The organism is Collinsella sp. CLA-ER-H4 (assembly GCF_040092395.1).
GTDB lineage: Bacteria > Actinomycetota > Coriobacteriia > Coriobacteriales > Coriobacteriaceae > Collinsella.
In genome coordinates this window covers 56,302-66,589 of the sequence record NZ_JBBNLQ010000011.1, presented here as the reverse complement: position 1 = coordinate 66,589, position 10,288 = coordinate 56,302, and the positions used below count along the sequence as shown (strand labels likewise).

The 10,288-nt window shown below is 62.5% G+C and carries 12 protein-coding genes and 1 tRNA gene; 5 read left to right on the top strand and 8 right to left on the bottom strand.

Annotation, left to right across the window (positions count from 1 at the left end):
• Window positions 1–134 precede the first annotated feature (134 nt).
• On the bottom strand, window positions 135–380 hold the full coding sequence (locus AAAX34_RS07755; RefSeq protein ID WP_349110723.1) for a hypothetical protein: 246 nt from the start codon (window positions 378–380) through the stop codon (window positions 135–137).
• Between the two features lie 583 nt (window positions 381–963).
• Here AAAX34_RS07755 and AAAX34_RS07750 point away from each other — a divergent pair.
• From AAAX34_RS07750 to AAAX34_RS07740, 3 genes are read left to right on the top strand one after another with little or no spacing between them, the layout of a single operon-like run.
• On the top strand, window positions 964–1,506 hold the full coding sequence (locus tag AAAX34_RS07750; protein ID WP_349110722.1) for a DUF4342 domain-containing protein: 543 nt from the start codon (window positions 964–966) through the stop codon (window positions 1,504–1,506).
• A gap of 18 nt (window positions 1,507–1,524) precedes the next feature.
• On the top strand, window positions 1,525–2,301 hold the full coding sequence (locus AAAX34_RS07745) for a response regulator transcription factor (RefSeq protein ID WP_349110721.1): 777 nt from the start codon (window positions 1,525–1,527) through the stop codon (window positions 2,299–2,301).
• Window positions 2,285–3,580, top strand: coding sequence for a HAMP domain-containing sensor histidine kinase (locus AAAX34_RS07740; protein WP_349110719.1), 1,296 nt, complete (start codon window positions 2,285–2,287; stop codon window positions 3,578–3,580). Before AAAX34_RS07745 ends, AAAX34_RS07740 begins: the two co-directional genes overlap by 17 nt.
• Window positions 3,581–3,655: 75 nt before the next feature.
• On the opposite strand, the gene AAAX34_RS07735 is transcribed toward AAAX34_RS07740, so the two are convergent.
• Together AAAX34_RS07735 and AAAX34_RS07730 are read right to left on the bottom strand one after the other, a co-directional pair.
• Window positions 3,656–4,030 carry a VOC family protein gene (locus AAAX34_RS07735; protein ID WP_349110718.1) on the bottom strand — a complete coding sequence of 125 codons (375 nt, stop codon included), beginning with the start codon at window positions 4,028–4,030 and terminating at the stop codon, window positions 3,656–3,658.
• 11 nt (window positions 4,031–4,041) lie between these two features.
• Entirely contained in the window at window positions 4,042–4,329 is a 288-nt protein-coding gene (locus AAAX34_RS07730) for a PTS sugar transporter subunit IIB (RefSeq protein ID WP_006235903.1), read from the bottom strand.
• Between the two features lie 163 nt (window positions 4,330–4,492).
• Here AAAX34_RS07730 and AAAX34_RS07725 point away from each other — a divergent pair, with 163 nt between their 5' ends.
• Window positions 4,493–5,116, top strand: coding sequence for a hypothetical protein (locus AAAX34_RS07725; protein WP_349110717.1), 624 nt, complete (start codon window positions 4,493–4,495; stop codon window positions 5,114–5,116).
• Between the two features lie 31 nt (window positions 5,117–5,147).
• Window positions 5,148–5,232: transfer RNA gene (locus tag AAAX34_RS07720), tRNA-Leu, on the top strand.
• Window positions 5,233–5,382: 150 nt separating this feature from the next.
• On the opposite strand, the gene AAAX34_RS07715 is transcribed toward AAAX34_RS07720, so the two are convergent.
• The 5 genes from AAAX34_RS07715 to yfcE form a co-directional block, all read right to left on the bottom strand.
• Window positions 5,383–6,384, bottom strand: coding sequence for a hypothetical protein (locus AAAX34_RS07715; protein ID WP_349110715.1), 1,002 nt, complete (start codon window positions 6,382–6,384; stop codon window positions 5,383–5,385).
• Window positions 6,385–6,412: 28 nt separating this feature from the next.
• Window positions 6,413–7,177: a hypothetical protein gene (locus AAAX34_RS07710; RefSeq protein ID WP_349110713.1), complete on the bottom strand. Its 765-nt coding sequence runs from the start codon at window positions 7,175–7,177 to the stop codon at window positions 6,413–6,415.
• A gap of 195 nt (window positions 7,178–7,372) precedes the next feature.
• On the bottom strand, window positions 7,373–8,662 hold the full coding sequence (gene eno / locus AAAX34_RS07705) for a phosphopyruvate hydratase (protein WP_117564903.1): 1,290 nt from the start codon (window positions 8,660–8,662) through the stop codon (window positions 7,373–7,375).
• Between the two features lie 189 nt (window positions 8,663–8,851).
• Entirely contained in the window at window positions 8,852–9,712 is an 861-nt protein-coding gene (gene mazG / locus AAAX34_RS07700; RefSeq protein ID WP_349071157.1) for a nucleoside triphosphate pyrophosphohydrolase, read from the bottom strand.
• Between the two features lie 2 nt (window positions 9,713–9,714).
• On the bottom strand, window positions 9,715–10,263 hold the full coding sequence (yfcE, locus tag AAAX34_RS07695; protein WP_349110711.1) for a phosphodiesterase: 549 nt from the start codon (window positions 10,261–10,263) through the stop codon (window positions 9,715–9,717).
• Window positions 10,264–10,288 lie beyond the last annotated feature (25 nt).

Here is a 10,288-nt window from a genome sequence, read left to right as displayed (position 1 = left end):
CGCAGCTTTTGCATGTCGACGCCGCCGTGAATATCGCCCGTCACATAGACTGTCATCGGATCACCACTTCCCTGCAAGTCGCTAGCCCACATTCTGCACGATCACTAAGCCAACCGTTCCAGTCCTTCCATCCCTTAGGGCTTACCCTCGTTCTTCCATCCAAACGGGTCAAGCACCCAAAAAATCAGATCGAGCACGCCGCCGGTCATCATGGCGCCGGCAAGGGCCATGCAAACGTGCAGAAAGACGGCACTTCGGAGCACGTCGAACGGCCCCCGAACAGCCAGCAGCGCGACCGCTGCGCCGGCAAGGCACAGCACGAGGCACGGCCCCGCGTCCTTGACGCGCTTCTTTGCGAGATGCTTGGTGTTGTCACTCATCGATATCGAACTCCTTAGAGGGTCGTTGTTTGGGCACATGCCGCCGCGGCAGAGCAGAGCGGCAGGGTAAGTGTCACATGTCGTGCGGACATCAATGGAGAAACCGCCTGCTCGACCAACCCTTGACGTCGTTTTGTACCGGCACCCCATCCCCCGCTATCGAGGTCTAATACTTTTCCCGAGAAGTGAACGGCTGTTTTTAGACCCCTGAAACATCCGCATCTTTCGGCGGCAAAATCGCAGGATTCCAGCACCGAAACCGCAGGAAACGGCACCTTTAAAGTGTCGATGCTTCGGGGGTCCGTTTTAGCAAAGTGTCGATGCTTCGGGGGTCCGTTTTAGCTCGTTCACTTCTCGGGAAAAGTATTAGACCTCGCTGCTAGCCATCCAAAAAGACACCTCTCCCTTCCCCACCGCCGCACAAAAACTCATCCAACATTAATCTTGGCTCAAGAATCGCTTAATCTATAACCTGCACTATAGAGTTCGACCAAGGGCGGCGGCGCCACGCAGGCCTCCGAACGCAACGCTCGCGCCCGGGCAGATCGCCCGGCGTCGCGCCCATCGAACGAAAGGACAGGTCATGGACGACCTCGAAAAAGTTGAAACCATCCGCACCAAGTGCAACGTGAGCTACACCGATGCCAAGGCCGCGCTCGACGCCGCCGACGGCAACGTTTTGGACGCCATCATTTGGCTCGAGTCGCAGGGCAAGACGCAGACCACATCGGCGCACGCCGCCACCGAGTCCGCGCCAGTCGATGAACCCTCGGCCGAGATGGTCGCCGCGCAGGCCGCCTACGAAAAGTCGAGCGAAAAGACCGACTTCTCCAAAAAGATGGACAGCGTGTGGGAGTACCTCAAAAAGCTCTTCCGCCTGAGCCTGGACACCAAGTTTATCGCCACGCGCCGCGATGCGATCGTCCTCAACATCCCCATCCTTATCCCCATCATCGCCTTGTTTGCCTGGGGCGCCACGATATGGCTGATGCTGATTGGCCTGTTCTTTGGCATGCGTTACCGCATCGATAGCGACGGCGACGTGCCCGGCAGCATCAACAACCTTATGAATCACGCCGCCGATGCCGCGGACGACATCAAGCAAAATCTCAACGACGACAAGTAATCGCAGACGGGGGCACGCATGGCACGGATCCTGATCGTAGAGGACGAGGAGAAAATCGCCCGTTTTGTGACGCTCGAGCTGGAGCACGAGGGCTACCAGGTGGAACACGCCGCCGATGGCCGCACCGCTGTGGACCTGGCGCTGGAGCGCGACTACGATCTGATTCTGCTCGATGTGCTGTTGCCGCAGCTCAACGGCATGGAGGTGCTGCGGCGTGTCCGCAAGCACAAGAATGTGCCGGTGATTATGGTCACCGCTCGCGATGCCGTGATGGACAAGGTGGCCGGGCTCGATGCCGGCGCCGACGATTATCTGACCAAGCCATTTGCGATTGAGGAGCTGTTCGCACGGATCCGCGTGGCGCTGAAGCGCTCGGAGGCCGTGCGGGCGGCTTCGGGCGTTGGGGCCGAGACGGGCATGGCGGCCGGCGCGGGCGGAGACGCCGCTGCAATACCCCCGGTCAGCGACTCGACTCGAGCTTCCGCCTTGCCCTCCCCCGCCACTCTCGCCGTGGGCTCGGTCGTACTCGATCCCGACCGCCGCGAAGTCACGGTCGGCGGCTCGCCCATCGTGCTGACTGCCCGCGAGTTCGACGTCCTCGCCCTGCTTATGGCGCATGCCGAGACCGTGCTCACACGCGAGCGCATCGCGCACGAGGCGCTGGGCTACGAGTACGTGGGCGACACCAACAACGTCGACGTGCACATCGCACATTTGCGCGCCAAGATCGAGGACGCCGGCGGCGCCCGCATCATCCAGACCGTGCGCGGGGTGGGCTATGCCTGCCGTGCGTAACGCCGAGGCCAAGCGCGTCACCTCCATCGCCCGCGCCATCAACTGGGGCTATATGTGGCGCCGCCTGATGAGCTACGTCTGGCTCGATCTGCTGCTGATGGTGATTGCGGCGGCGATCCTCGTCTATGGATACAACCAAACGCTGTCCGACGGCGCGTTTACCGCAGGATGGATCCCCGGCGCCACCGTTCGCGGCATGTCGCTGACGCCCGCGCGCGGCTGGGACCTGACAACGCTCACCTATACCGTCGAGCTTGCGCGTACCACCAAGACTTTCCCCCTCGCGCAGGACCTCGTCACGCTATGGCCTCTCTACCTTGTCGTTGTGGGTTGGCAGGTCATCAGCGTGCTCAACATGCTCGGCGGCGCCCGCCGCGTGCGCCGTACCATGGCGCCGCTCAACGATCTGGCCCTGCGCGTGGACGAACTCGGCCGCATGCAGCTCTCCGGCGGCAAGATGGAAACGCTGGAGCAGGCCATCGAGCGCGCAAGCGTCGACTCGCCGAGCGTCACCACCGGCGACGCCGACCTAGCAAGCATCGAGGTCGCGCTCAACCGCCTGCTGCGTCAGATGCAAGAGGCAAAGCTGCAGCAGATGCGCTTTGTCAACGATGCAAGCCACGAGCTACGCACGCCCATCGCGGTGATTCAGGGCTACGTAAACATGCTCGACCGCTGGGGCAAAGACGACCCGGACGTGCTGGCAGAATCCATCGCGTCCCTCAAGGCCGAAAGCGAGCACATGCAGGAGCTCGTGGAGCAGCTGCTGTTTTTGGCGCGCGGCGATGCCGGGCGCGCGGTTCTGCGGCGTGCGCATACCAACCTGGCCGCACTGGTCGCCGAGGTATGCGAGGAATCGCAGATGATCGATGCCGCGCACACGTATCGACTGGCCTTTGACGCTGCACTTGTCAGCGACCCGCGCTGCGACGCGCCCGTCGACGTGGCACTCGTGAAGCAGGCTCTGCGCGTGATCGTGCAGAATGCCGCCAAGTACTCGGATGCGGGAACGACCGTCACATTTGGCATAACGCCCGATGCGGGCGTGGGCACGATCGACATAAGTGTTGAGGACGAGGGCATCGGCATGAACCAGGAATCCGCAGCTCACGCGTTTGAACGGTTCTACCGCGCCGACAACGCACGCGATGCCGGCGCGCAGGGCTCGGGTCTGGGGCTTGCCATTGCCAAGTGGATCGTCGATAGCCATGGCGGTGTCATTGGCGTGACCTCAGTCGAGGGCGTCGGCAGCCGCCTTACGATTCGCCTGCCGCGGTAGGAAGCCCCTCGGCATAAATAAAGGGATAGGGCCACGCGGCCCTATCCCTTTTTGCTAGCTATGGCAGCTTGTGCACTACTCGCGGCACAGATGCACGGCGAAGCCGGCGAACTCGCGCTTAAAGTACACGAGCTTGGTGCCGCCGTCGGGCAGCAGCACGCGCGACTCCTCGTTGACCTCGAGCCCGCGCTCGGCAAACCACTTCTCAGCTGCATCGATGTCGTTGACGGCAAAGCCGATGTGGCCCTTGGCGCCACGACCGTTCTGCTTCATGATCTCGACCAGCGAATCGTTAAAGTACGAAACCGGGGTCTCAATAACGGGCAGGCCCATCATCGTCGAGAACAGCTCCGCGATCTCCAAGGCATCTGCCGGGTCGGTGGCGTTAATGCCCACATGGGCAACGCGCATGCCAAAGAGCTCGACCGGATTGGCGTTCTGCTCATTCATACAGGCAGCGCCTACTGAGCCATAACGTCGAGAACGGCCTTCTCGGCAGCGACGCGGTTCATGCCGGTCATGAAGGGCACGCCGCTCACGTACGGGCAGGTGAGGCCCTCGGGGGCAACGGTGGTGGCGATCAGCAGATCAGCGCCCTCGTCGCAGTAATCCTTGGCCTCGGAGATGGCGCACTGCACGATCTCATACTTGTCGGCGTAACCGTTGGCGTCGAGCAGGGTGGCGACCTTCTGGGCAACGAGCGTGGAAGTAGCAGCGCCAGCACCGCAAGCCAAAACGATCTTCTTCATAGGTAATGTCTCCCTTCATGGTTTACTTTAGGTAAGTGTACCGCAGCGAGCGATGGCGCTCGGCCTCGATGCACTTTTATGCCAGTTTGCTTGCGCGCTGCGTATAATACATCTAGTACGTGTTGTCATACCGCTCGCTTTATGAGCGACTAAGGACCCCAATATGCCCGATTCCCGCACCCTCTGGACCGCCGTCGTTATCATCTGCATCGCCGTGTCGGTGTTCTTTAGCGTCAAAAAACGCACCACGTTCAAGCGCTTGCAGCAGCTTATGGCTGCCAAGCAGTGGGACGAGTTCGATCGTTTGCTCGACGCCAAACTCACCAGCATGCTGTACCCGCGCTATAACCGCGACTACCTGCGCCTGAACTCCTATCTGCTGCGCGAGGACCACGAGCGCGCCAGCGAGATGTTCGACCTGCTGCTGGGACTCAACCTCCCCAAGATGCAGCGTGTCGACCTGGTAATTAAGGCCTTTAACTACTACGTTGGCCAGGAGGACCGCAAAAAGTCCAAGGAGCTGTTGCACGAGATCAAGGGCTTTGAGGGCGGTCAAGCCGAAGCGGTTGCACACGAGTGTCAGCTGATGTACGACACGATGATCCTCAAGCGCCACAACGACATTCCCGAGCTGGAGCGCATGCTCGAGGATGTTGGCGACGACCCGGTCAAGCGCTGCCGCCTGGAGTACCTGCTGGCCCTGCAATACCAGAACAAGGGTGACGAAGCCAAGTTCCAGGAGTTCCTGGAGAAGTCGGGCCAACACTCGATGGCCGTCAACGCGTAACGGACGGCTTGTGCTAGACTTCTAGTCTCACGGGGGCGTGGCGGAATTGGCATACGCAGGAGACTTAAAATCTCTCGCCGCAAGGATTGTGGGTTCGAGTCCCACCGCCCCTACCATGTGATTGCTTGCGAGCCCGTGTTCCCCAGGGATGCGGGCTCGTTCCTTTTACACGCCGGCAGGGCTCTAAGTTGCGGTGGAATAGATCCTGTTTATACCGTTTACCAGCTTATTTAGGAACTATTTCACCGCAACTCAGAGGAAGATGGTTAAAGGGTGCTGAGAGTGGGGGTCCAGGCGATGGTGGGGGTCGCGCCGTCGAGGGTTTCGTTGATGGTGGCGGCCATGCCGGCGAGGAGGCTGTTCTCACTTACGGTGAGCGACTCGTAGCCACCGGCGCGCATGAGCTCGCGAACCACCACGGCGCCGGCCAGAATCACGCCCGCGCGCTTGGACTGCACGCCCGGCAGCGCAGCGATACCCTCCACATCCAGCGTAGACATATGATCGATAGCGTCCGAGATCTGCTCCATCGAAAGCTCGCGCAGGTGCACAAAGCTCGAGTCGTACGGCTCCAGTTCGTGGACCAGCGCCACGAGCGTGGTGACGGTACCGCCCACCGCGACCAGGCGCTCGGCGCGCTCAAAGTCGCTGGGCAGGCCCTCAAAATAGGCGGAGAACTGCTCGCCCGCCCACGCGGCGGCAGCCGCAAGCTCGCCGTCCGCAGGCGGCAACGCCGAGAAAAAGCGCTCCGTCACGCGGCGGCAGCCAATGTCCAGCGAGCGCGTCCCTTCCAGCGCAAAGACCCCGCGCTCAGGCGCATAGACGCCCGTCGCGAGCTCCGTGGAGCCACCGCCCGAATCGGCGACGATGATGCGCTCGCCAGCAAAGTCGTGTGCCACGCCAAAAAACGTCAGGCGCGCCTCGACCTCGCCCGGAATCACCTGCGGTTCGAGTCCCAGATCGCGTAGACCGTCCAGCAGCAGCGCGGCATTGGACGCATCGCGCGCGGCACTCGTGCAGGTGGTGCAGACGCACGCGGCGCCAAAGTCGCGCGCCTCGTCCACAAACATGCGGCATGCGGCGAGCACGCGCTCGACCGCCGCCTCGCAAAAGCGGCCCGTCGCGTCGACGCCCTCGCCCAGATCGGTAATCTCGGTATGCTTGGACGATTCCACGATCGCCCCGGCCTCGACCTGCGCCAGCACTAGTCGCGACGACACCGTTCCCAGGTCGATCGCGGCCACCTTATATCGTTTGCAATCTGCCATTGCGGGCTCCCCTCCGGGCGCTACTCGCCTACTCGCCGCTGGACGCGACCGTCTGACCCTCGACGCCGTTAAATCCAAACAGCATGTCGAGCGTATGAATGTACCACGGCGCGTCCTTGCCGACTTCTTCGATCTCCTTGGCCACCTCGCTGGCCTTCTTGGCGTTCGACGACTTCTTTTCAGCCGACGACGAGTCCGAATCATCGTCCAAGCCCAAGACATCAATCCTAGTCTCGCCAGGCATTACCAGGCCCAGGTCCTCGGATGCCGCGTCCTTGATGCCCTCCTCCGAGAGCAGCTTGTCGACGCTTTTTTGCAGCTCGTCGTTATATTGCTCGCGAATCTCGACCTGCTTGGCCAAGATATCGCTCGAGCGCTTAGCCACATACAGGTCGCGTACGGGAAAATACAGGCTCACGAGCGCCAGCGCCACCACGATACCGATAAACAGCGGGCGAAGAGAGCCATGTGTAAAGTCATAGATCGCCTTGACCACCGCATTGTCGTTGGCGTAGCGCATAAAGTCCGAGCCCGAAAGACGGCTCGAGGGCCTGCTCGACCTGTCGTGCGTCTGGGCCGAGGGACGCGACGCATGTGTCGAACGTGCCGGGCGCACCGGTCCATCTGCCGAAGTATTCACTTGAGCATTGGGGCGCGAGGTACTTGTCGGGCGCTGCGTGGAGCGGTCGGCACCGGCGTAGGCGGACCCACCGAGCTGCACCGTGCGCGCACGGCGAGGCGACGGCTCACGCGAACCGGCGGAATAGTACCTGTTGTCGTAAATCTGATCCATGTGCGCCTTGTGCGGTTGAGGTTTGTTTGCGCTAAGTATTCTAGTTATAGCACGAGCGCGCGCACCACCTTCGGCAGCCTTTGCTCGACATAAAAAAGGCGCTGAGCCGTATGGCCCAGCGCCCATAGCGCTTTGCGGCATCCAGCCAAGGCGAGGCGGAACCGAGTCAGCCTCCCCCTCGCCAAATTCGCCCGTTTAGCGAATGTTGTAGAACGCGGCCTTGCCGGCGTAGCGCGCGCTGCCCTCGAGCTCGTCCTCGATGCGGATGAGCTGGTTGTACTTGGCGATACGGTCGCTACGGCACGGGGCGCCCGACTTGATCTGGCCGGCATTGACGCCCACGACCAGGTCGGCGATCGTGGAGTCCTCGGTCTCGCCGGAGCGGTGGCTCACGATGCAGGCGTAACCGGCCTCCTTGGCGGTCTCGATGGCCTCGAGCGACTCGGTGAGCGTGCCGATCTGGTTGACCTTGACCAGAATCGCGTTGGCAGCGCCCAGTTCGATGCCCTTCTTGAGGCGCTCGGTGTTGGTGACGAACAGGTCGTCGCCCACCAGCTGCACCTTGTTGCCAATGCGACGGGTGAGCTCAACCCAGCCGTCCCAGTCCTCCTCGGCCATGCCGTCCTCGATGGAGATGATGGGATAGGTGTCGACGAGCTTCTCCCAGTAATCGACCATCTGAGCGCTCGTATACTCAACGCCCTCGCCCTTGAGCTCGTACATGCCGGTCTCGGCGTTGTAGAACTCGGTCGAGGCCGGGTCCATGGCGTACATGAAGTCGACGCCGGGCTTAAAGCCAGCCTTCTCGACGGCCTTGGTGATGTACTCGAACGGCTCGGCATTGGTCTTAAGGTTGGGGGCAAAGCCGCCCTCGTCGCCCACGCCGCCGCCCAGGCCGGCCTCGTGCAGCACGCCCTTGAGGGTGTGGTAGACCTCGGCGCACCAACGTAGGCCCTCGGCAAAGCTCGGGGCGCCCACCGGCATGATCATGAACTCCTGGAAGTCGACGTTGTTGTCGGCATGCACGCCGCCGTTGAGGATGTTCATCATAGGTGTGGGCAGCAGATGAGCGTTGACGCCGCCCAGGTACTGGTACAGCGACAGGCCCGCCGACTCGGCGGCGGCGCGGGCAACGGCCAGCGACACGCCCAGGATGGCGTTGGCACCGAGCTTGGTCTTGTTGGGGGTACCGTCCGCGGCAATCAGCGCGGCATCGACGGCGCGCTGGTCGAAGGCGTCGAGGCCCACGACGGCGTTAGCGCACTCGTTGTTGACGTGCTCGACGGCCTGCGAAACGCCCTTGCCCAGGTAGCGGCCCTTGTCGCCATCGCGTAGCTCGCAGGCCTCAAAGGCGCCGGTCGAAGCACCCGAAGGCACCATTGCGCGGCCAAAGCTGCCGTCCTCGAGCACGACCTCGACCTCGACGGTGGGATTGCCGCGGCTGTCGAGCACCTCGCGACCGTAGACGTCCAAAATATCGCTCATGTTGTCTCCCTCTCACTTGGAAACGTAGTGGATGCAAGCGACCGGCTGACCGTGCACCATCGGTGCGTCTCCGTAAGTTAGCCATGTCGCACTTTTTGCATTATGCCCTAAGTTAGCCGAGGGATACACTTGATTTTCGAAAAATTTAGCGGGAACGATGAGGCATGTCAGCCCGTCGTTCCCGCAGTCTTACTCCTCCGCCTTTGCAGCATCCCACAGGTCGTTGAGGCCGTGGGTCGAAAGCTCGGCAAGATCCACGTGAGCATCGGCCGCCATCTGCTCCATCGCGGCCCAGCGGCGGCGGAACTTTGCTGTGCTGGCACGAAGGGCGCTCTCGGCGTCGATGCCCTCTTTGCGCGCGACGTTGACCAGGGCAAAGAGCAGGTCGCCAAACTCCATTTCGCGCTCGGGCGTTCCGGGGGCCTCGGCCTCAAACTCGGCACGTTCCTCGGCGACCTCGTCCCACACGTCCTGGACCGTCTCCCACTCAAAGCCCACGGCAGCCGCCTTGCGCGACACCTTCTGAGCCTGCATCAGCGCCGGCAGATGCGTGGGCACGCCGTCGAGCAGACCCTCGGGCGCGGCCTCGCCCGCCGCCACGGCCTTGTCCTTGGCAGCCCTCTCGGCAAGCTTGACCTCGTCCCAAATCTTGAGTACCTCGTCGGAGCTGTCGGCATCCACATCGCCAAACACGTGCGGATGGCGTCGGATGAGCTTGGCGTCGATATCGCGCGCCACGTCGGCCAGCGTAAACTCGCCGGCATCCGCCGCAATCTGCGCATGCAGCACCACCTGCATGAGCACATCGCCCAGCTCCTCGCGCAGATGCGCCGCGTCGTCCGCTTCGATGCAATCGAGCGCCTCGTAGGCTTCCTCGATCATGTTCTTGCCAATGCTGCGGTGCGTCTGTTCGCGGTCCCACGGGCAGCCATCGGGCTGACGCAGACGCCAGATGGTCTGCACCAGATGCTGCAGCTCGGCCGACGCGTCGACCAGCGTGGACAGGTCACGCGAACCCTCGGCATTTTGCTGAGCCATGTGCTGCGCCATGGTTACTCCTCCTCCAGGATCACGTGACGGAACGCGCCGCCCTCGTAGATGCCGTAGCTGTGCGTGCCGTCCTTGGGAATGCTCACGCTGCCGGGGTTGAAGAGCCACAGGCCCGGGTGCGCCTCGCTTGCCTCGTTAACCTTGATGTGCGTGTGACCGTAGACGAGCGCGGAGCCCTCGGGCAGCGCGGGCGCGTGGTCGACGCTGTTGTGCATGCCGGCGCCAAAGACATGGCCGTGCGTCAGGAACAGCTCGCGGCCGGTCTCGTCGAACAGCGTGGCGTAGTCGGCCATGACGGGGAAGTCGAGCACCATCTGGTCGACCTCGGCGTCGCAGTTGCCGCGCACCGCGATGATGCGGTCGGCCAGGGCGTTGAGCAGCGGAATCACGCGCTTGGGAGCGTAGTCGCGCGGCAGGTCGTTACGCGGGCCGTGGTAGAGCAGGTCGCCCAGCAGCACAATGCGATCGGGCTGCTCGGACTCGATGGCGGCGCAGAGGCGCTCGGCCCAGTATGCCGAGCCGTGGATGTCGGAGGCGATGAGGTATTTCATGGGGAGATCCTTTCGAATGGGGTTG

Excerpts from the sequence above, each read along its gene's own strand:
- AAAX34_RS07755 (WP_349110723.1), bottom strand. The coding sequence starts at position 380 with ATGAGTGACAACACCAAGCATCTCGCAAAGAAGCGCGTCAAGGACGCG.
- AAAX34_RS07750 (WP_349110722.1), top strand. The coding sequence starts at position 964 with ATGGACGACCTCGAAAAAGTTGAAACCATCCGCACCAAGTGCAACGTG.
- AAAX34_RS07745 (WP_349110721.1), top strand. The coding sequence starts at position 1,525 with ATGGCACGGATCCTGATCGTAGAGGACGAGGAGAAAATCGCCCGTTTT.
- AAAX34_RS07740 (WP_349110719.1), top strand. The coding sequence starts at position 2,285 with ATGCCTGCCGTGCGTAACGCCGAGGCCAAGCGCGTCACCTCCATCGCC.
- AAAX34_RS07735 (WP_349110718.1), bottom strand. The coding sequence starts at position 4,030 with ATGAATGAGCAGAACGCCAATCCGGTCGAGCTCTTTGGCATGCGCGTT.
- AAAX34_RS07730 (WP_006235903.1), bottom strand. The coding sequence starts at position 4,329 with ATGAAGAAGATCGTTTTGGCTTGCGGTGCTGGCGCTGCTACTTCCACG.
- AAAX34_RS07725 (WP_349110717.1), top strand. The coding sequence starts at position 4,493 with ATGCCCGATTCCCGCACCCTCTGGACCGCCGTCGTTATCATCTGCATC.
- AAAX34_RS07715 (WP_349110715.1), bottom strand. The coding sequence starts at position 6,384 with ATGGCAGATTGCAAACGATATAAGGTGGCCGCGATCGACCTGGGAACG.
- AAAX34_RS07710 (WP_349110713.1), bottom strand. The coding sequence starts at position 7,177 with ATGGATCAGATTTACGACAACAGGTACTATTCCGCCGGTTCGCGTGAG.
- eno (WP_117564903.1), bottom strand. The coding sequence starts at position 8,662 with ATGAGCGATATTTTGGACGTCTACGGTCGCGAGGTGCTCGACAGCCGC.
- mazG (WP_349071157.1), bottom strand. The coding sequence starts at position 9,712 with ATGGCGCAGCACATGGCTCAGCAAAATGCCGAGGGTTCGCGTGACCTG.
- yfcE (WP_349110711.1), bottom strand. The coding sequence starts at position 10,263 with ATGAAATACCTCATCGCCTCCGACATCCACGGCTCGGCATACTGGGCC.